The organism is Polyangium fumosum (assembly GCF_005144585.1).
GTDB lineage: Bacteria > Myxococcota_A > Polyangia > Polyangiales > Polyangiaceae > Polyangium > Polyangium fumosum.
In genome coordinates this window covers 104,659-125,321 of sequence record NZ_SSMQ01000031.1, presented here as the reverse complement: position 1 = coordinate 125,321, position 20,663 = coordinate 104,659, and the positions used below count along the sequence as shown (strand labels likewise).

Genomic DNA, 20,663 nt, shown 5'->3' with positions numbered 1-20,663 from the left:
GTCGGGCTTGGCCCTGATCGGCGGGAGAGTCACCCACAATTCCCCAGCGGGCGGTGCCTTACTTCGCGCATGCCCACCTGCCCAACCTGCTGTTGGTAACGGTGATTGTCCATAACCCGGTATTGACGCTGGGAGCCGTTATCACGATGCCTTCACTCGCGTTGTTCAAATTGAACGCGCCATTGATCTCGGTGAGGGCGCATCCCTTGACGACGGGGGAGCCCAAGGACCCCCCGATGGGTACACTCGTGGTCCCGTCCTCGGTGGCATACGCCATGCCCGACGCGAACTCCGTTCCTGTCGGGAAGTCCGCGCAATCGGCCGAGATGGTAGCGTGCGAGCCGCTGACATCGTCAATGAGGTTGCCTTCGATATACCATCCGGTCGACGAGTGGGTGGCATCCGTCGTCGTTATCTTGACGACGCGCGCGAATCTGGTGGAGCTGTTCCACGAGCCATCGACGCCGGTCACGCCGGTGAGGAAGCATTGCCGCAGGCTGGTGCCCAGGGCGGCGATCCAGACGGGAGGGGAAGTACCACCACTATTACTCGACCACATGGCGCTTGCAACGTAGCTGCTGGGGAGGCACGCCGTGCTGGCTTTGACGAGATTGTTGTACGGGACCCGTGCGTTGTGCTGATCCGTGAATGCGCCTCCGTGTGCAAAGAGCGTGCTCCCACTCACGCGGGCCGCCGCTTTCATGCTGATAGAACCGCCGACCCAGAGGCCTTGGTTGAGATTGCCTGCCACCCCGCTGAGGAAGCATCTCTCCGAGGGGTCGGGCGAAATCGTGGTGCCGGTAAAGTTGGTCGTGCTCTGCGCCGTGAAGGCGCTGAAACCGGTGAGCGCCTCCTCGGCCTCGTCGACGATCTCCTCCGCGTTGAGGCCATCGGGATCTGCGGCCGCACAGCCCAGCGTCATGCAGAGGCCTCCGCCAAACACCGCCACGATCGACGCGGAGATGAGCGAGGATAGATGCTTACGGGGCATGGTTTCAATCATCCTTTCGGCAACCCATCGAGTTGCCATTGCTGTGGGGGCTTCGAAAGCTGAATCGAGCGTCATGCGCCAAGCGCGGCGCGTGACGTTGGAGGTAGAGCCACGCACCCTCGCGTCGTGACCGTCGATATCCTGCTGGGGACAAAAAAGGGCGTCGAGGGCGGGAATTGCGCCGCGCAAGCTGCCCAAGACCCCGGCGCTGTCTCGAAGATGGGCCGAGCAAGACGCGAACGACCCAGGCGCCCTCTCGCTGATCACCCTTCCACGACGATGACGTGCACCTGCTGACCAAGCCCTTCGACGCGAAGGACTCCCGCGCCGGCGACCCCGGGCCGCACCGCAACGCGTAGGCGTCAGCATTCGCCTTCCTGCCACTCGAATCCTCTCGCCTGATACCGCCGCGGCGATTTCGGCAGGACGCCGGAAGGCGGCGACGTCGTCCGGCACGCCGCGCCGCACCCCAGCGGGATTCGGCGCCGATCCGCGTGCTCTTGGCACTGCGGGGGACCGGCTTGCGTCCAGAGCGTCCGGCTGCATGGACTCCGCAGGTGAGATTCAGACGCTGAACCACGCTCGATGGGGAGGGCTATCATGATCAGGAGCATCCTTCTTGCCGCAGCCGTCGCCGCCGGGTTCTTGGTGACCGCAAGGGACGTAGCCGCCAACGCGAAGCTATTGTCGATTTACGCCGCGCAAGGCAATGGGGGCAATCTCCAGGTGATCGGCATTGGCAGGGCCGACGCCTTGCCCAACCTCGCGGACTGGCAGTACAGCGGCGATGGCAGTTGGCACGCCGGCTTCGCCCTGCCGAGCCCCGGTGTGCGCCTCTTGCCGTCGCTCACCGTCGCCCCGGGCAATGGCGGCAACCTCCAGGTGGTCGGCCTCGGCTCCTTGGATAACTTGCCCTACCTCGCGTCGTGGCAGAACAATTCCGACGGCTCGTGGCACGCCGGCTTCGCCCTGCCGAGCGCCACGGCGCCAGGCGCCCCACCGGGAGCCCCTCCCGTCGCCCTCTCGTCGATCGCGATGGCCAACGGCAACAATGGCAACCTCCAGGTGGTCGGCATTCGCGCCGTCGACTCCTTGCCCTACCTCGCGTCGTGGCAGAACAATTCCGACGGCTCGTGGCACGCCGGCTTCGCCCTGCCGAGCCCCAACGTGGCCCTCTTGTCGTCGATCGCGATGGCCAACGGCAACAATGGCAACCTCCAGGTGGTCGGCCTCGGCGGTGCGGATCGCTTGCCCTACCTCGCGTCGTGGCAGAACAGCTCCGACGGCACGTGGCACCCCGGCTTCGTCCTGCCGGGCCCCGGCGTGCGCCTCTCGTCGATCGCCGTCGCCCCGGGCAACAGCGGCAACCTCCAGGTGATCGGTATCGACGCCATAAGCAACTTGGCCTATCTCGCGTCGTGGCAGAGCAGCTCCGACGGCACGTGGCACGCCGGCTTCCCGTTGCCGTGAGGCGGAAGCGGCAAGCGGGAGCGGAAGCGGAAGCGGGAGCGGAAGCGGAAGCGGAAGCGGGAGCGGAAGCGGGAACGGGTTTGGAAACGGGCCCCGCAAGGCTCCCCGACGCCCGCTCCCTCGCGCTCACCACCGTGCGCCCCTGAAGCGCCTGGACCTCTCGTCCCAGCGCTACGCGCCGTGTGCAGATCGGTCGGCGCTACCGCGGAAGATGGCCGCCAGCAGCGGCAGCATGACCACGAGCAGCGTTGCCGACGTCGTGATCCAATAGGGAGTCATCTCCCCGAACACGCCGTTGACGTGCAGCAGCACCTTGCCGGCCACGCGCACCTGGTAGGCCTCGAATGCAACCAGCACCGCCAGCGCTGCCGTCGTGATCCACGTCAGGATCGGGGCCCAGGACCGCAGCCTGTAGGTGCCCATGGCGCCCAACCCGAGCGCGGCGAGGCAAGCGAGATCGAACACCACGCGCCGCGTGTGCCCCCCACCGGCGTCGTACATCGCCACGAAGGAGAGCAAGAGCATCTGGACGAGCGCGGCGACGAGGGAGACAAGCAGCGTGCGGCGGAAGGCCACGGGGGCGAAGAGGCGCTCGGGCCGCGTGCGCAGCCCTGCTCCGCCGAGCGCGAGCAAGGCGCAGCCCGCCGCGACGACCCCGAAGCTCTTGTTCGCCAGGTGGCTATGCAGGTGGAAGCCCGCGTGCCATGGGAAATGGGCGACACCGACGAACACCGACGCCCCTAACACCGCGCGCACCGTGAGCTGCGCGGCCGGGTGCGCCAGATGAAGCAGCAGCGCGGCCATCCCCAGCAAGAAGACGGGGGCCGAGCGGAGATAGACACCGTTCCACGCGGCCAACGCGAAGGTGATGCTCACCAGCGCGAGCAGGCGACGCGACCAGGGCAGCTCGTCTCGGGACAGCCACATAGGCATGGTGAGCTATCACGCGAAGGTCGTGAGCGCATCAGGAGCGAGTCCACATGCGACGAGCCACGCTTCTCGGACCGGCGATGCGCTTCAAAATGGAGCGCAGGCTGCTCCAAAATGGAGCGGGGAGGCCCCAAAATGAGGTCCGGGCGCTCGGGAACGGTCATGGGGAGGCCCCAAAGCGAGGTCCCGGGCGTTGGGGAACGGTCATGGGGAGGCCCCATCGCCAGGTCCCGGCGTTGGGGAACGGTCATGGGGAAGCCCCGTCACGGGGGCCCGGCGTTCGGAAGGGTCTTTGGGGAGGCCCCATGGCGGACCTCCCGCTGTGCCAACGGAATCAGGGCGTTCCCCTCGTCGTCACACCGTGGGCGTGGCCCCTCCGTCGATACGAAACGTCGTGCCCGTCATGAAGTCCGTCAGCGGACTCGCGAGGAAACACACGGCCTCCGCGATATCGGCCGGCACGCCGAGGCGATCCACCGTCTGATGCACCGCGTTTTTCAGCACCCACGCACGTCCTTCGGCGGGCTCGGTCAAGCCTTGCTTGGCGGCGATCTCGCGGAACCACCCGTCGAGGGCGGGCGTGTAGATGAGACCGGGCATGATGCCATTCGACGTCACGCCGGTGCCGGCCAGGGCCTTCGACAAGCTCAACGTGAAATTGTTGAGCGCCGCCTTCGACGCGCCGTAGGCAGCCAGTTGCGCGTGCGGGGAGATCGCATTGCGCGACGAGATCTGAATGACGCGGCCCCACCGGCGCTCCCGCATGCCCGGCACGAAGGCCTGCACGAGCCGCACGGCAGGGAGCGTGTTGCTCCTGTACTCGTCGAGCCATTCTTCGAGCGGCGCGTCGAACCACGACGCGTGCGCCACGTTCGTCGCGCCGCCCGCATTGTTGACCAGGATGTCGATGCCGCCAAACGCGCGCGCGGCGGCGTCGATGACGTGGTCCAGGCCCTCGGCGGTCGACAGGTCCCCGAGGGCAATGGCCGCGCGCCCTCCCCTCGTGGTGATCTCGTCCGCGACGGCCTGCGCGCGCTCGGCATTGCGACCGTGCACGACGACCGCGACGCCCTCGCGGGCCAAGAACCGCGCCACCTCCGCGCCAATGCCCGAGCTCGATCCGGTCACGAGCGCGCGCTTGTCTTTCAGGTGCAGGTCCATGGTGTCCTCTCTTGGGGGCTCTTCAAGGGCGGGGCAGCTTCAGCATCGCCCGACCCACGTCGGTGTCGGCGAAATCGGGGAAGCCGTCGGCGTCGGTGCTCGCGCTGAGGGCCCGGTTGGCCTCGTCGTTTTCGCCCAGCTCTTGCAGATCCAGCTTGGCGAGCACGTACGCGTCGCTCCCCAGGAGCAGGCGTCGCGGCTGCTTCTCCATCGACGCGAGCGCGAGCAGCACCTTCGCCGCTTTCTCGGGCACGCCGCGCGCCGCAGCGGGGTTGCCCCGAATCTGCCTGTTGAGCGCGCCGACGGAGGCTTCGTAATCGGGCTGCGTCGTGTAGATCTTCATCGAGCTGCCCGCCCAGTCGGTGCCAAAGCCGCCGGGCTCGACGATGGTGAGCTGAATGCCGAGGTGCGCGACCTCTTTGAGGACGACCTCGCTGAAGCCCGCGACGGCAAACTTCGCCGCCTGGTACGCGCTCAGGCCCGGCGTGCCCCCGCGGCGTCCGCCAATGGAGCTGATCTGCAAGATGCGCCCGCTGCGTTGCTTGCGCATGACGGGCAGCACGGCGCGCGTGACGTGCACGACGCCATAGAAGTTGGTGTCGATCTGGGCGCGGAAGTCGTCGAGCGGGATGTCTTCGGCCGAATCGATGTTGGCGTAGCCCGCATTGTTGACGAGCACGTCGATGCGGCCAAAGGCGTCGACCGCTTGCTGGACCGCGCGCACGGCCTGCTCGGGCTGCGTGACGTCGAGCGCGACCGCCTTCACGCGGTCGCCGTATCGGTGGACGAGGCCCTCCAGATCGGCGGGCTTGCGCGCCGTGGCGACGACACGGTGCCCGGCGGCGAGCACGGCAAGGGCGAGGGCGCGGCCGAGGCCACGCGAGCTTCCGGTGATGAACCAGACCTGCGAGTTGTTTTCACGCATGCACGAAGTATCGTGCCCGGAGCGCCCGTCCTCAAATCCGATCGCGCCACAATGAAATCGAATCACGCCAACGGTGCGGCGTGGTCCCCTCCCAGGCGCGGAATGCCCGCGTGAAGGAGTTGACCTCGTCGAAGCCGAGCAGGAAGGCGATCTCGTTGACGTCGACGTCGTCCTTGCGCAGGAGGCGCAGCGCCGTGTGGTGCCGGACGTCGTCGAGCACGTGCTGATAGCTGACCCCGAGCTCGCCGAGCCGCCGCTGCAAGGTGCGCGTGCTGAGGGAGAGCTCGCGCGCCACCTTCGCGAGGCTCGGCCGCTCGCCCGACATGCGGCGCGCGACGACCGCGCGGACCTGCTCGACGAGCGAGCCCTGTTCGAGCGGCGCGAGCTTCTGGTCGAGGCTGGGGAGGAGCACCTGCAAGAGATCGGCGTTGTGCGTGACGAACGGCGTCGAAAGGAGGCGCTCGTCGAGGACGAGCGCGTCGCGCTCCGCGCGAAACCGCAGCGGGCAGCCGAAGAAGCGCATCAACATCGGCTCGTCGCTGCGCGCACGCGTGAGCTCGACGCGCTTCGGCGCGAGCGCGAGCCCGCTGCCTCGTTGCAAGAGCACGAGGAGCGAGGCGAGCGAGGCATCCACCAGGCGCGGGGGCATGGGGCCGGGCGCGTGGTGGTAGGTCGTGTGAATCGCGATCTCTTTCGCCTTCGTGTCGATGGCCATGTCCTTCAGCCCGCAAAGCCGTTTGTAGCGGGCGAGCTTGGCCAAAGCGGTGCCGAGGTCGGGGGAGTGCAGCGCCGCGAGCGACGCGATGTCGTACTCGTGCACCTGCGTCTCCGTCGCCAACCGGAGGCCGACGTCGGGGGGCGACGACGCGCCGAGCGCTTCCCAGAAGGTGAAGAACTGCTCGGTGCTCAGCTCGTCGCTCGGCGGCACGCGCGCGGCGGCGGCCGCATGGGCCGTGTTCGCTCCGAGTCGCGCGAGCCGAGCGCGCACCGCCGAGGGGAGGTGGACGAGGTCACGGTTCATCGCGGGGAACATACCGAATCGAGTCGCCAGGACCAATCCGATCGCGCCAATCGTGCTCTCGGCTGGACCGTACTTTTCGGACGGGTGCGTGATGGTTTACGTTCGAGGAACCAGCATGGACTCGAACCAAACGACGCTTTCTTTCACGGCCCTCGCTTTCGCGTTCGCCCTTCCCTTCGCCGCTTGTTCGTCCGAGAGCGGCAGCGGGACCACGACCGGCAGCGGCGGCGGATCCTCGTCGTCCTCGTCCGCCTCGTCGTCGTCCTCGTCGTCCGGGGCCGGAGGCGGCGGGGCGATGCATACCGACCTGTTTGCGTGTGGCGTGACGGCCGACTGCCCGCGGATGAGCATTCACATCTATCCCGAGCCGGAGGGTGCCCTGATCTGCGCCGCGAAGCTCATCACGTCGAACCAGCCGGGCGTGCTCAGCGCCATCGAGGTGCCAGGTGGCAAATTTTTCGAGACCGAGCGGCTCATCCTCGTGCAGGGCGACGGCAAGGCCCTGGTGCAATCGCGCCATCGGGAGTGCGAAATCGGGAGCTGCCCCAATCCGGTTCCGTGGGAGCCCCTCTCGGCGCATCAAATCTGCGACGTCGTCCTCAGCGACGACGCCGCGGCAGGCTGCGCGGCCATGGACGACACGACGTGTCGGTGGTCGCCGTGGGGCCCCGGGAAGCTCGAGAACTGCATGGAGGTCGACGACTGGAGCTGCGACGACGTCGCGGCGGTCCTCTGATTGCGCCTCCACCTCGCGCTGGGGCGATTGAATATGCGCTCACCCGCGTGAGCGCCGCCCCCGCTCCCGCCTACGCCCTCGCCCCGTTTTTTTCTGCGCACCTACGCGGGTTTCCCGTATAGTGACAACGTGTCCGGGGAAATGCGCGTTCCACCGAGCGAACGATGGGAGTCCTTTGGTACGCACCTGCACAGGTTCGAGGCGCCCGACCTGTACCTCGTCCGTATCCGAGGGAACGTGATGGACGAGGACATGCGCACGCAAATCGAGGCGCTCCGCGCGCTCGGCGAGCGCACCGGGGGCGGCCTCTTTTGGATCGCGGACGTCTCGGCGATGGGCTCCCTCACGCCGCAGGCGCGGCGCGCGGCGGCGGCCCATGAATTCGCAGACGTGCGTGATGTCCTCCGCGGCTCGGCGGTCGTCGGCGCCTCGTTCACGACGCGGGTCGTGGCGACCCTCTTGATACGCGCCGTCCGCTCCCTGGAGCCGCACAAGATTCGCCCCGTGGCGTTCGTCGAAACGGAAGCCGAGGCGCGCGTATTTCTAAAGGCGTACCGGAGGCACGGGGCCGGCGTCGCTGCCGCGCCGTAGGCGATTCACGCGCCATCGGAGCGCATCCCCCCCTCGAACGTGAGCGACGAAATCACGGATAGAGCGGGCCGAGCAACCAGTGGGCGGGAGAGTCGGGCGATTCGTCGAAATAATAACCGCGAATGGTCTCGACCAGCTCACTGGCGGTGATGAGGCCGTCGTTGTCCTTGTCGATGCGGTGGAACGCCTCGCGCACCACGGGCTCGGGCACGTGCATCAACGAGCCCATCCAGCGGACCTGCTCGGAGAGGGTGAGCTTGCCGTCGCCATCCTGATCGGCGACGGCCATGACCGCATTGATGTAGGGGACGTAGCCCGCATCGAACGATTCGGCGGTCTCGAGCAGGCCCGCCGCGAACGCAGCCTTGTACTCGGCCAGGCTGATGCGCCCGTCCGTGTCGAGGTCGGCGACCTTCCGCAGGTGCTCCCACAAGCCCAAGCTGATCTCGACGAGCTTTTGCCGAGCAGGAGATTCAGGCCCGTGGCCGAACTCTTCGGCCATGCGCACGGCCGAGATATCGAAATCACGGCGCTCCAGGTAACCATTTTGATTGGTGTCGTGGGCCCGAAAGCGTCGAGCCAGCCTGCGATCGAGGAAATCGGTCATCTGGGACATGCCGTAGCCCGTATCATGGTGGCGCGAAACGTGTCAACGGTGGGGAAAGGCGCCCGCTGGGGCTTTGCCCCAGGCCCCAGCAGGGGCTATCCGCCCCTGCACCCGGACCAGCCAGGGGCTGGACCCAAGCTCGATGACCTGCGCTCCGCGCAGCTCATCGAACAGGCCCGGTCAAGACCGGCAGCGGCGTTGCCCGCCAAGATAGCCGCGCTGCAGGTTCGGCTGGCAACCCGGTTTCTTCGTCGGCCTGTTTGAAAAACTGCGCACCGCGCAGTTTTTCAACCCTGGGTCCAGCGCCTCGCTGGTCGGGGGTCGAGGGGGCGGACAGCCCCCCGCGGGGTCCGGGGCAGCGCCCCGGCGCTTTGTCGCGGGTGAGGTCCCTATGGGACTTCGGGCAGCCGTCGACCTTCCGGAATTCGTGCGCACTTCCGTCCGGGACCGATGTAGGATGCACCTTGGAGAACTAGCTGATGATCGAGCGCGCGACCCTGGGCGGCTTGGAATTCGAATACGATACCGAGCAGAAGACGATACGCATGGGGGGCAACCCCGCCATTTTCATCTGGACCGAGAGCACCCTGGCAGGGCTGCTCTCGGGGCAGCACCGCATGGTGGGCACGGAGCGGCTTCGGCTCTCGCTCCATGGCGGCGGGCGCGACGGCGTCGAGGAGGATTGGGCGTACATTTGCCAGTTTCCCACCTTCGAACAGGGGTTCGCCGAGCTCATCAAGGTGGCCGCGGCCGCAGGCTGGGGCCGCTGGGAGCTCGTCTCGCTCGATCCCAAGGCGAAGGAGGCGCGCGTGCGTTCCTGGAACCACTGGGAGGCCACCTGCCAGAAGGCGCTCGGGGTGAACTGGGGTTCGAGTTACCTCGGCGGCAAGTTCGCGGGGATCTTCCAGCGGTTCTTCAAGGTCTCCCAATGTTGGGCGGAGCAGGTCACGTTCGCGACGAAGGGGGATGAATACGACGAATTCGTCATCCGGCCCTCGGACGCGAGCCTGGAGGACCGCGTCGAGCGCCTGCTCGGCACCGACGAGGCGACGAAGGCCGACCTGGCCGTGGCCCTCGAACGTGTGCGCAAGGAGGTCGAGGAGCGCGCCGCGACCGAAAAAGAGCTGCGGGACAAGCTCGACCTCATCGCGCGTCAGGAGGAGGCCATTCGCGCGCTGTCCACCCCGATCATCGAGGTTTGGGACGGCGTGATCACCCTGCCGCTGATGGGCGTCGTCGATAGCCAGCGCGCCGCCGAGACCATGACGCGCTTGCTCGACGCGATCGTGCAGAAGAACGCGCGGGACGCCATCATCGATTTGACGGGCGTGGACGTGATCGACACGTCCACCGCCGATCACATCCTTCGGCTCGTCCGCGCCGCCGAGCTGCTCGGCGCGCGCTGTATGATCACCGGCATCCGCCCCGCCGTCGCGCAGACGATGGTGTCGATTGGCATCGATCTGTCGAAGCTCGTGACGCTCGCCAGCCTGCGCGACGGCCTCGTGCGCTGCATGGGCCACGTGCGCAAGGGCGGTTGAGAGCGCCTCCCCGTCAGCGCGCCACGATCCGATCCGCCACCCGCGCCGCCGCATACCGCGCGAGCCCGCGCGCCCACGCGCCGAGATCCTCCCGCAGCGGGGTTTGCGCGAGCACCCACGGCACGCCGAGCTCGGCCTTCCCGCGCGCGATAGGAAACGCGCCCACGTCGTAGAACGGCACGAGCGCCGCGCGCCGCAGCCTGCCCGGCTCGAACGCCCGCAAGAGCTCCGCGTCGACGCTCGCGGCCCCGAGCGCGCGCAACGTCGACAGCATGACGAACATCACGGTCCCGAGCCGGAAGGCCCGCGCCCGCTCCACCAGCACCTGCCGGTCGATTCCACCACGCAAGAGCAGCTCCAGATCGAGCCACGCAGCCTCGTGCCGAAACTCGTGCCCCGCGGCGTGCAGCGCCACGAGCAGCGCATGATCCTCCACCGACGGCACGAAGAGCCCCGGGAGCCCCGGCGCCGCGCTCGCGCGCGTCTCCACGGCCGCCACGTCGATCGGCCGCGGCACGATCTTGTCGAGCGTCCCGTGCACCTCCACGAGCAAACGCATCTCCCCGGCGCGCGCGACGAGCTGCGTCTCGCCCAGCATCTCCCGACTCCTGGGACGCAAGCGAGGTTCGTGGAGCGCGAGCCCCGCCGCCGCGAGCACCTCGATCACCGCCCGCTCCCGCCGCGGCGGGACGAGCAGATCCACGTCGCACATCGGCCGCGCGGCAGGCGACGGATACACCGTGAGCGCGAGCGCCGCGCCTTTCACGAGCATGGCGTGTTCCCCTCGCGCGACGAGGGCGCGCGAGATCTGCCCGAGCACGTGCGCCCGCAGCATCGCCTCGGCGTGCGCCTCGGGCGTCGGCGCGGGCATTTCGGCGCGCGGATCACGCAGCAGGTCGAGGAGAAGCGTCGAGGGCGGCGTCATGCGGAGAGCCGGAGCACGTGCTTGGCGAAGCCGAGCACGGCGGGATCGTGGATCGCGGCGATGACACGGCGGCGCGCGGCGAGGCGGCGAAGCAAGTCGGCGAGCTCGGCGACGCTCGCCGCATCGAGGTGGGCCTCGGGCTCGTCGAGCACCACGAGATCCGCCTCGCGCACGAGCGCCCGCGCGAGCATCACGCGCCGCGCCTGCCCGCGCGAGAGCGAGCCGAGGCGAAGCGCGAGGGCCGCCGCATCGGAGCCGGCGCGCGCCCGGAGCGAGGCCCAGAGGCCCACCTCGTCGAGCGCGGCGGCGAGGCGTTCGTCGGGCGCATCCGCGTCGAACGCGCGCAGGGACGCGGCGATCGTCGCGTCGGGGGGTTCGAACGGTTCTTGCGAGACGAACGCGACCCGATCGCCGAACCGCGTGGTTCCCGGCCCCGGAGGCGCCTCGCCGTCGAGGAGGACCCGCCCCGCGTCCGGACGAACGAGCCCGAGCAGGAGGTAGAGCAGCGTCGTTTTCCCCGCGCCGTTCGGGCCGAGCACGGCGAGGCTCTCGCCGGCCGGGAGCACGAGCGAGACGTCCCGGAGCGCGTGGGTCTTCGAGGCTCCGTCTGCACCTCCCCGCGGCGGATACGCGTACCCGACGCCGTCGAGCCGGATCTCCGCGCGGGGATCGAGCGCACGAGCGGACGCATCCTCCGGCGCAACAAGGCCCTCCGCCGCGCCCCTCGCGAGCATGCCCCCGAGCGCCACGAGCTCCCCCCGTGCGTGGACGAAGTTCCCGAGGCCCGCGATCGTCATCTGCAACGTCGGGATCGCGGCGAGCACGAGGAGGAGCGATCGGTGCACGTCGCGCCCCTCGCCGGCCTCGAACGCCTTCACGCCGAAGAGCGTTGCCGCGCCGAGCGCCGCCGCGATCGTCGCGAGCAGCGCGCCCCAGCCCGTGATCGCGCTCGTGGCGCGGGCGCGGAGCTCCGCCGAGGACCACGCCGACACCTCGGCCCGGAGCTCCGCGGCGAAGGCCCGCGCGCGTCCGTGCGCCACGAGCTCGGCCGCGCCGGCAAACCCCGCGGACGCCCGCGCGAGCAGCACGCGCGACCGCTCGAACACCACGTCCCACGCGGCCTCGACGTGCGACGCGCCGAGCATCGTGACGAGCCCGCCCGTCAAGCCCGCGGCGACGAGCGGCGCGAGCGCCGACGCCCCGAGCGCCGAGACGAGCAGCGCAGTGACGGCGGGCACGGCGATCGCGCTGGCGAACAGGACGGCCACGCCCTCCACGGCCCAGCTCACGAGCACGGGCAGCGCCGTGGAGAGCCGCGCGGACGTGACCGCCGCCGGCGGCATCGCGACGACCGCGCCGTGTTCGAGGGGCGCGACGAAGAGGTCGACGACGCGGAGGCGCACCTGCCGCGCGAGGGCGTCGGCGGCCCGGGCGCGGACGAAGCTCAGGGCGGCCGCGACCGCGAGCAGGACGAGCGCGTCGCGGGGGCCGCGGTCGCCGAGCCAGAGGGCCGCGAGCGGCAGGGCGACGCGTTGCGCGCACGCGGCGGCCGCCACGACGACGAGGCTCGGCCCGGCCCCGCGCAGCAGCACGCGCGCGGGGGCGAGGGAGGTTCGTGGGGAGGTCAGGGCCTGCTCGGACACGGGGCGCGAGGACGATCGCGGGCGAGCTCGGCCATGAACTTCACCCGGGGGCGTCCCGGCTTGATAGCATCGGCACGGCCGCCGCGGGGATGCCGGGGCGAGCCTTCACGTGAGTACCCCGATGTCGACCTTCCCCTCCGCTCCCCGCGCGTCTCGGTTCCGTGGCCCCGCGCGGACGCTCTCGTTCCTCTCGGCCTTCGCGTTCGCGGGCCTCTCCTTCGCGGCGTGCAGCCGGACCGGCATCGGCACGCCCCCGGAGGAGTCGATCTCGGGGCCGGGCGGCGCGGGCGGTCAAGGCGGCGTGGGGGGCGCGACCTCGACGTCCAGCATCGGCGGCGGCGGGCAGGGCGGCGTGGGCGGCGCGCCCCCGTGTGTCGTGGCCCAGGACTGCACCGACGCGGACCCCTGCACGACGGACGCCTGCGTGGACGGCCTTTGTCAACACAGTCCGCGCGACGACGACGGGGATGGGTTTCCTCCGCTCGGGTGTAGCGGCACGGACTGCAATGATTTGAACCCGAAGGTGTTTCCGGGCAGCCCCGAGAACTGCACCGACGGGGCGGACAACGACTGCAACGGCGTGGCCGACTGCTCGGATCCCGCTTGCAAGCTCGCGCCCACCTGCGGCTGCGTGCCGAAGCCGGGCGGCGAGTCTTGCGCGAACGGCGAGGACGACGACTGCGACACCATCGTCGACTGCTTCGACAGCGATTGCGTGGGCACGCCGGCGTGCGGCTGCAAGCCGAGCGAGTCGCTCGATTGCGACAACGGGTTCGACGACGATTGCGACGGGAGCATCGACTGCAACGACCCCGACTGCTTCGGCTCCACGGCCTGCTCCTGCCAGGCGAAGTCCGAGGTTTGCAGCGACGGGACCGACGAGGACTGTGATCTCCTCGTCGACTGCGCCGACCCCGATTGTTTCGGCATCTTCCCGTGCGCCTGCCAGCCGCCGGGCACGCCCGAGGTCTGCGTGGGCGGGCTCGACGAGGATTGCGACAAGCTCATCGATTGCGCCGACCCGAACTGCATCGTCTCGCCGGCCTGCCAGAGCTGCACGGCCGAGGTCTGCGACGACGGCAAGGACAACAACTGCGACAACAAGATCGACTGCGCCGACCCGGCGTGTTTCTTCGCGCCGAACTGCGCGCCCAAGCCCGAGGTTTGCAACAACGGGCTCGACGACGACAACGACACGCTCGTCGACTGCCAGGATCCCGACTGCGCGAACAACCCGATCTGCATCCTCCAGCAGGCGAACTGCCTGTCGCCGAAGCTCATCCCCGGCACGGGACAGTACACGGGCGACACCACGGGCAACGTGAGCGAGACGAAGGGCTTCTGCGGCGGCGACGCCGGCGAGGCGGTCTTTTATTTCGTGCTGAACCAGCCCTCGCGGGTCCACCTCGACTCCATCGGGACGAGCTTCGACTCGACGCTCTACGTGCGCACGGGCAAGTGCAACTCCGGCAAGGAGATCGGCTGCGACGACGACAGCGCGGGCGTCTCCTGGTCGGCGCGGCTCGACTTCACGCTGCTCTATCCGGGCACGTATTACGTGTTCCTCGACGGGTACACCGTCGACCCGGAGCAAGGCGCGAACGAGGGGCCCTTCGTGCTCAACGTCGAGATCGAGCCGAACCCGAAGGAGAAGTGCGACGACGGCAAGGACAACGACGGCGACGTCTACGTCGACTGCGCCGACCCGGATTGCGCGAGCTTCGGCATCTGCGCGACGTGCCTCAATGGCGGCCCCGGCAAGCCCGAGTTCGGCACGTCGGCCTGCAAGAACGGCCTCGACGACGACTGCGACGGCGCCGCCGACTGCGCGGACGACGACTGCAGCGCGAGCGATTATTACGTCACCGAGTGCTGCGACGGCCTCGACGAGAACGGCAACCAGATCCCCGACGACTTCAACTGCCGCTGCGCCTCGAACGCCGACTGCTCGGGCGGACAGATCTGCTACACCCACACCGCGTTCGCCTGCGGCATCCCCTGCACGCAGTACTTCGGCGACGTCTGCCCGTTCGTCGCGGCAGGATCGTATTGTAATCCTGCGACGAACCAATGCGAGTTCTGAGCCGGGACCGGCCGGGCACCGGCTTGACCCTGACGACGTGATGTTCCTGCTCGCTCGGCTGCCCGGGGGCGCGGCGCGTGATACCTTTGCCCGCGGAGGCTGAGCATTGGTCTCATCGTGAGGCGTGGGAGCCGGGGCGCCGCCCCGGACCCCGCGGGGGCTGTCCGCCCAAAGGCCCGGACCAGGGCAAGCCCTGGACTCGGGTTTGAAAAACTGCGCGGGCGCAGTTTTTCAAACAGGCCGGCGAAGAGGCCGTGGCGCCAGTCGAATCGGCAGCGCGGCTGTCTTGATGGGCAACGCTGTTGCCAGTCTTGACCGGGCCTGTTCGATGAACTGCGCGGAGCCCAGATCATCGACCTCGGGTCCACGCCCTGGCCCCGCGAGGGCTCATCAGATACCTCGGGGAGCAAATTTCCCGGGTGTTTTGCCGTTGTTTTTGCGGAGCTACGCCGAGACGAAGCGTTGCTTTGGGCCGGCAGCCGCGGCGTGGATCATCGTTCGACGGTGTCAACGTCGACGGAGGTCGATGAAAGGCTCGGTCGAGCATCCGCGGCATCGTCCTCTTCTGCGGATCACGAAGGGAGAGGGCTTGGATGGAGGGGCGTGACGGTCCCTTGCGTCGTTGCAGCGAGCTGTCGGGGATGACGTTCACTGCTGCGGCAGAGGGACAAGGGTGACGAGCGTCGTTGCGGGGTTGGACAATGATGCGGGGTGGCGTAGGTGGCGCGCGCGTGCGCTGCGAGGTGGTCCGGGAGGCGTGGAACGACGACGCGGGGCGGGGCGCGCGGGCTGGCGCAAGGATGCGCCTGAGTTGTCTGTTGCCGTCAACGCGCTCGCGTGCGCACGCGGCAAACGCCGGGAAAACGGTTGACTGCCCCTTTCGCCCTCCCGTAGCCTCGCCCACCCGCGTCAGGGTTTACGCACCGCGGCGACGGAGGGAGCTGCATGGCCAGGATGGATCTTCGCATCGAGGGCATCGACGCTGCGCTCCACGTCCGCCGGGTTCAAGTCCGGGAAGTGATATCCATGCCCTTCGACGTGACGATCACGGCGCGCTCCACGTCCCCCGACATCGATCTCGACGCGGCGAGCTGGGCGCCGGCCTCATTCTCGCTCCTCTCCGGCTGGGCCCTCGTCCGCGGGGGCGGTGAGCGCGCATGGACGGGGCTCGTGCAGCGCATTGAGCAGACCGCCGTGGAGCTTTCCGGGCTCTCGACGTATGAGATCCGCATCGTCCCGCGGCTCTCCCTGCTCACGCAGAACAGAGATTATCGCATTTTTCAGCGGCAGACGGTTCCGGCGATCGTGAAGCGCCTCCTCGAGGACTGGCTCGTCGACCATGAATGGCGCCTCGATCCCGCGGCTTTCCCGGTGCTGGAGTACCGCGTCCAGTATGGGGAGAGCGATTTCTTCTTCCTCGCGACGGCTGCGGCTCGGTCCTCGTGCTCTCAGTTCGTCGAACCGGACCGGGGTGCATTCCCGGGCGCAGCATCGGAGCCGGCGTCGCTGGGACCGGGGTCGGGCGCCGGGGCCGGGTCGATCAGCTCACACGGCGCGAAGTCGTATTTTTCATTGTTGTCGCAGAGGATGACATTATCATTGCAGCAAACAGCGCAACTATAGCGCGCCTCTCGCCGGAAGCAGCTATAAAAGCACTCGTGTGATAGCTTGTTGCAATGTTCTTGGACCTTCAGCGGCTTCTTCTCTTCGTCCTCAGCTCGGTCGCGCTTCGGCCTGTACGTACCGCAGCCCGGGCGCGAGCTGCCGAGGGAGGTCAACACCACGAGCGCGAGCAACGCCTTTTTCATGACGGCCTCCAGACCTGGAACATAGGGGAGCTGCATTGGCCCGCTATTCCTTCCCGGGACACCAAAAGAAGCTGTAATGTTCGCCCTTCGTGCACGCCTTCTGGGCATCGTTGCAGCAAGTGCTACACGCGGAGCCGGCCCCGGACTTGAAGCAACTGTTCTGGCAAGCGATCGCCTTCTGATCGCACGGCGGGAGGTCGTCGTAGTCTGAACATCCGCCGGGGGCAAGGAACAGGGCGACGAGGGAGAGACGAAGGCCAAGCGCTCGCATGGTGTACTCCTGGCTTCCAGGGTACCGCGCAGACTGCGGAAAAGGAAGCGAAGTTCAAGGACGAGCACGGGTCGATCAAGGTGGGGTCCTCATGGGATCACGAGGGCGAGACGTCGTGCTGGATCCGCGTTTCGCAGGTCTGGACGGGCGCAGGATATGGAATCCATGCGACTCCGCGCGTGGGGCAGGAGGTCCTCGTCGGGTTTCTCGAAGGAAACCCCGATGAGTCGATCATCGTCGGACAAGTGCCGAACGCGCTCACGCCTGCGCCGTATGTTTTGCCGGGGAACCAGACGAAGACCGTGATTCGGACGCGGAGCACACCGGAGAGCGACGGGGTCAACGAGTTGAGCTTCGAGGATCGCAAGGGGGAGGAGCTGGTTTACCAGCGCGCCGAGCGCGATCGGGAAACGTGGGTGCGGCAAGACGAGCGGGAGCTCGTCGGCGGGAACCGGCAGCGCGCGGTGGGCGCGGATGAGCATATCGCGATCAAGGGGAGTCGCTTCGACGAGGTGCGGGGAGACGAGCACAGCAGGGTGGAAGGGGAGCTAAAGGCGGAGATCGGCGGGCCGGCCTCGGTGACGATCGGCGGTGATCTGAACGTGGATGTCCGCGGGACGCTGAGCATAAGCGTGGGCGCACAGGTTTACGTGGTCGCGCTCGACAAGCTCCTGCTCGCGGCGGCGGACGCGTCGATGCAGAGCGGGGGCGCGTTCGTGAGGGCGACGCCGGGGGCGGTGTTCGCGTCGCCGTTCGTGGAGAATGCGGGGGTTGGAGGCTCGGGGGCGCCGAACGCGCCGGCTGTGCCCGTGCCGCCGGTGTTGCCCGCGGCGTACGAGGAGCACCTGCCGAAGCGGACGCGGCTGCCGGTCATGGGGTGGATCGGGGGGATCCCGCCGGTGGGGTCGGTGCCGGATGAGGTGTTGATTTGTAGGTTTATTTGTGAGTGCAAGGATGCCCGGCGAGGGGACGGGACCAGGGAGCCACAACAGTGCTACATCCGGAAAATTCGACTGTATGAGCAGAGTGCACGCGGAACGACGCACATCTGGTCGGAGGTGCCGTACGACATGAGCACGAACCCGCCGACGCCGATCATGAGCCGGAAGGAGCCTTGGAGGCAGACGGGGAGGAAGCCGGAAGGGTCGAAGATCCCGGACAATGTTCTGGTCAAGGATCCGAGCAAGCCGCCGACGCAGGACAACATCGACAGGATCATCGAGGTGAAGTTTCCGCCGGATGATTGGTGGGAGGGACAGCAGACGGCCTACGAGAGGATCGCTGGAGACCCCACGAAAGTAGAGAAGTGGGGGCCTGACAATCCATGTCACTGCTCCGATCGCAAGGAGAAGGAGCCCGTGCGCGTCCCGGCGACCGACGTGGTCGGGACAGCGGTGATTGCGGCGCTCATCGTCGTTCTTTTGCTGGATGATGCCGTCGGCGGCTTCGCGGATGACGCCGCGATCCCGCCGCTCGTCATCGAGCTCGTGAAGCGGCTGGGGCCGCTCTTCAGCCGAGCGACCCCCATACCCTAGAGCGAGGAATATCGAAACATGTCGAATATGCTGCCCGACGAAGACCTGAAGTCGCTCTCCGATCTGCTCTGCATACGGGACACAGATGGCCGACCCGCGCTGATGATCGGGCTGATGGCCTACTTCTACTTCCGTGAACCGTGGACGCGTCCCGTTCGTGAGGCCGTCACAGAGATCGCCGACGAGTACCTGCATCAGTTCGAAGGCCAGCTCAAGTGGATACGAGATCACCGGTCCGACCGCGCGCCGATTTACGCTATCCAGAAGAGACGCGTTGCTTTACCTCGCGCGTGGCTGCCCGACAATCCGGACGGGCAGGAGTGGGGCATCGGCATTCATGGAGGCGAGAGCGAGCGGGCTGCGTCCGACATCCAGATCCAGGCGTTCGGTGGTGAATACTGGGGCCTCAATCATAAGGACGATTTGGGTCACCTATATTTCTACTACCCGCTGCGATGGCTCGCCGATCATCCCGGCGACTTTCAGCAGCGCGTCCTACATGCAGCCCAAAGGCTCAAGCCTTTCCACGGATATGCCGGCGTCGGTTTTCTTGAACCAGTCAGCCTTGCTGCGCGAGAGCAATCTTGCGTGCTCGTGACTCCGCTGGCTTCCCGCTTCCCCGGCATCGAGGTGAATGCACCAATCTCCCATGGGTTGAAGTGCCAGCATGGCATCAAGGGCGTGAACTGGTTGACCATCCTCTCCGATCACTTCGTCGAGGAGGCTGGAGGATACGACTACCTACGCATCCGCCTCGATGAGCCGAACTTTCCCTTCTACAAGTACGACGGCGGCTTGATGATCCAAGCCGGTCCGCACCCCGAGGTCGGCGACGCAACGCAGAACCGCTGGCCACGGCACTACGTCACCCTCGCGAAGGTGCTGAAGAAGATCCAGGTCAAGGAACACGGCGGGTTTCACCTTGGCGGCCCGGGTCTGCGCATGAACAAGGAGCGTGCCGAGGCCTGGCTCTTCCGCTTCGACGGCAAGTGATCCCCCGCCCCCCGCCCGTTCGACCCAGAACAGAAAGTTTGTCCCCGTGCTTGACACCTCCGTTTTGCGTCGGCCTCCCCTTTTCCGGTGTGGGTTGCGGTATCCTCTTCGCGCCATGCCGCGCGCCCAATCCCTCGCCCCGCTCCTTTGCCTTTCGCTCCTCGCCCCCGTCGCCTATGCCGACGAGCCCGACACAGCCCCGCCCGATGCAGCATCACCGGCGGAGCCACCTCCCCCGTCCCCGGAGGCCGTCACGAAGGCATGGAAGGTTCTGGTGGAGCTGGGCGACGCGGCGCGGGCGCGCGGGCAGGTCGACGAGGCGGTGAAGGCGTATCGGCGTGCCTACGATCTCCACCCGGACCCGGAGCTCGCCGCGCGCGTCGGGCTCTATCTTCTACAGATCGATAGGCCCGTCTCGGCGACGGCGCTCCTGATCGAGGCGCTGGAGGGCGGCGCCGGAAAGGACGCGAAAGACAAGGAAAGGATCATGCGCGGAATCCTCGCCGTGCGCGCGCGTGTCTGCCTGCTCCACGTCGCAGGAAACCTCCAGGACGCCGCGGTCACGGTCAACGGAGATCCTGTCTCACGGAAGCTCGGTGCGTTTTTCCGGATGTTCGAGGTCCCCGGCCGCCTGGTTATCGTCGGGCAATCGAAAGAGCACGGCGAAGCTCGGGACGTCGTGAATTGCCCGGCCGGCGGCGAGGTGTACGCGAACCTCCGCTGGAAGCTGCCCGAGCCGGCGCCGAACGTGGAGCCGGCGCCGAAGGTGGAGCCCGCGCCCGCGCCGGCGGTCGTCCCCGTGGCCCCGCCTGTGCCGCTCGCGGCGACGAAGGCGAAGGCCGAGAGCGCGCTCGGCGTCTACGTCGAGCGGTACACGAAGCAGGAGGATCCGTACGGGTACGAGGAGCAGCCGGCGAAGCCGAGCGACGCAGAGAAGAAGCCGATGCGTGGCTTCGTTGGCGTGGGGCCGGTCGTGGTGTTTGGCGCGGCGACGTGGGCGCCTGCGGTGGGCGCTTCGATTACGGGGGGTTTGCGGCTCCATGAGCATGTGTCGGTGGAGCTGGAGGGGCGGGCAGCATGGCTTGCGGGGGGTGTCAAGGGAGAAGCGATCACCACGATGACGGCGGGAGGCGTGCTGGGACTATGTGCGAACTGGCGCTACTTCCTCGGGTGCGGGCTCGGGCACCTCGGGGTCATCGCAGTCAACTGGGATGAAACCAAGTACGAACGCGGGTCGGATGTTTTCTTCAGCCCCGGCTTTGGCGGGCGGCTGGGCGCTCGGCTTGACCTGGGTTCCTCGTGGGGCCTCCAGGTGGCCGGGGATGTCTTGGGGCTCTCTCGGGGGACGCGGATCGTCGTCGGACAAACCGTGCTGGTGGAACAACCCGCGGTGATGATCAGCACGTCGCTCGCGCTATTAAGAAAGTTCTAG

17 protein-coding genes and 1 pseudogene are annotated in these 20,663 nt (G+C 67.8%); 10 read left to right on the top strand and 8 right to left on the bottom strand.

Features of this window, described 5'->3' with window-relative positions:
• Positions 1–58: 58 nt before the first annotated feature.
• Positions 59–1,189: a hypothetical protein gene (locus tag E8A74_RS27325; RefSeq protein WP_136932018.1), complete on the bottom strand. Its 1,131-nt coding sequence runs from the start codon at positions 1,187–1,189 to the stop codon at positions 59–61.
• A gap of 402 nt (positions 1,190–1,591) precedes the next feature.
• Here E8A74_RS27325 and E8A74_RS27320 point away from each other — a divergent pair, with 402 nt between their 5' ends.
• Positions 1,592–2,461, top strand: coding sequence for a PLL family lectin (locus E8A74_RS27320; RefSeq protein ID WP_136932017.1), 870 nt, complete (start codon positions 1,592–1,594; stop codon positions 2,459–2,461).
• Between the two features lie 171 nt (positions 2,462–2,632).
• Here E8A74_RS27320 and E8A74_RS27315 read toward each other — a convergent pair whose 3' ends face one another.
• The 4 genes from E8A74_RS27315 to E8A74_RS27300 form a co-directional block, all read right to left on the bottom strand.
• The gene (locus E8A74_RS27315; RefSeq protein WP_136932016.1) at positions 2,633–3,388 is read right to left on the bottom strand and encodes a hypothetical protein; all 756 of its coding nucleotides are present in this window, start codon (positions 3,386–3,388) and stop codon (positions 2,633–2,635) included.
• Positions 3,389–3,745: 357 nt separating this feature from the next.
• A complete protein-coding gene (locus tag E8A74_RS27310; protein ID WP_136932015.1) occupies positions 3,746–4,552 on the bottom strand; it encodes an SDR family NAD(P)-dependent oxidoreductase in 807 nt (268 codons plus the stop codon).
• A 22-nt stretch (positions 4,553–4,574) separates the two neighbouring features.
• Positions 4,575–5,477 (bottom strand): SDR family NAD(P)-dependent oxidoreductase, encoded by a 903-nt coding sequence (locus tag E8A74_RS27305; protein WP_136932014.1) that lies wholly within the window; start codon positions 5,475–5,477, stop codon positions 4,575–4,577.
• 31 nt (positions 5,478–5,508) lie between these two features.
• Complete coding sequence (locus E8A74_RS27300) at positions 5,509–6,498, bottom strand: AraC family transcriptional regulator (protein WP_170229401.1); 990 nt, start codon at positions 6,496–6,498, stop codon at positions 5,509–5,511.
• A gap of 115 nt (positions 6,499–6,613) precedes the next feature.
• Between E8A74_RS27300 and E8A74_RS27295 the strand changes: the two genes are divergently transcribed.
• Together E8A74_RS27295 and E8A74_RS27290 are read left to right on the top strand one after the other, a co-directional pair.
• Positions 6,614–7,234, top strand: coding sequence for a hypothetical protein (locus E8A74_RS27295; protein WP_136932012.1), 621 nt, complete (start codon positions 6,614–6,616; stop codon positions 7,232–7,234).
• A gap of 240 nt (positions 7,235–7,474) precedes the next feature.
• Entirely contained in the window at positions 7,475–7,825 is a 351-nt protein-coding gene (locus E8A74_RS27290; protein WP_170229400.1) for a hypothetical protein, read from the top strand.
• 52 nt (positions 7,826–7,877) lie between these two features.
• Here the strand turns inward: E8A74_RS27290 and E8A74_RS27285 are convergent, their stop codons facing one another.
• On the bottom strand, positions 7,878–8,432 hold the full coding sequence (locus E8A74_RS27285; protein WP_211365457.1) for an EF-hand domain-containing protein: 555 nt from the start codon (positions 8,430–8,432) through the stop codon (positions 7,878–7,880).
• Between the two features lie 479 nt (positions 8,433–8,911).
• Between E8A74_RS27285 and E8A74_RS27280 the strand changes: the two genes are divergently transcribed.
• The gene (locus E8A74_RS27280) at positions 8,912–9,973 is read left to right on the top strand and encodes an STAS domain-containing protein (protein WP_136932009.1); all 1,062 of its coding nucleotides are present in this window, start codon (positions 8,912–8,914) and stop codon (positions 9,971–9,973) included.
• Positions 9,974–9,986: 13 nt separating this feature from the next.
• On the opposite strand, the gene E8A74_RS27275 is transcribed toward E8A74_RS27280, so the two are convergent.
• Positions 9,987–10,898, bottom strand: coding sequence for a nucleotidyltransferase family protein (locus E8A74_RS27275; RefSeq protein WP_136932008.1), 912 nt, complete (start codon positions 10,896–10,898; stop codon positions 9,987–9,989).
• A complete protein-coding gene (locus tag E8A74_RS27270) occupies positions 10,895–12,541 on the bottom strand; it encodes an ATP-binding cassette domain-containing protein (protein ID WP_136932007.1) in 1,647 nt (548 codons plus the stop codon). Before E8A74_RS27270 ends, E8A74_RS27275 begins: the two co-directional genes overlap by 4 nt.
• A gap of 121 nt (positions 12,542–12,662) precedes the next feature.
• Between E8A74_RS27270 and E8A74_RS27265 the strand changes: the two genes are divergently transcribed.
• The 6 genes and pseudogenes from E8A74_RS27265 to E8A74_RS27245 all read left to right on the top strand — a co-directional run bounded on the left by E8A74_RS27265 (position 12,663) and on the right by E8A74_RS27245 (position 20,663).
• Entirely contained in the window at positions 12,663–14,624 is a 1,962-nt protein-coding gene (locus E8A74_RS27265; protein WP_136932006.1) for a MopE-related protein, read from the top strand.
• A 945-nt stretch (positions 14,625–15,569) separates the two neighbouring features.
• Positions 15,570–16,247 (top strand): contractile injection system protein, VgrG/Pvc8 family, encoded by a 678-nt coding sequence (locus E8A74_RS27260; protein ID WP_136932005.1) that lies wholly within the window; start codon positions 15,570–15,572, stop codon positions 16,245–16,247.
• Between the two features lie 392 nt (positions 16,248–16,639).
• Positions 16,640–16,936 (top strand): annotated as a pseudogene (locus E8A74_RS56075) (phage baseplate assembly protein V); the annotation flags it as partial.
• A 12-nt stretch (positions 16,937–16,948) separates the two neighbouring features.
• Positions 16,949–18,238, top strand: a complete 1,290-nt coding sequence (locus E8A74_RS27255; RefSeq protein WP_136932004.1) for a bacteriophage T4 gp5 trimerisation domain-containing protein — start codon at positions 16,949–16,951, stop codon at positions 18,236–18,238.
• Positions 18,239–18,256: 18 nt separating this feature from the next.
• Entirely contained in the window at positions 18,257–19,231 is a 975-nt protein-coding gene (locus tag E8A74_RS27250) for a type VI immunity family protein (protein ID WP_136932003.1), read from the top strand.
• Between the two features lie 115 nt (positions 19,232–19,346).
• Positions 19,347–20,663, top strand: a complete 1,317-nt coding sequence (locus E8A74_RS27245; RefSeq protein ID WP_136932002.1) for a tetratricopeptide repeat protein — start codon at positions 19,347–19,349, stop codon at positions 20,661–20,663.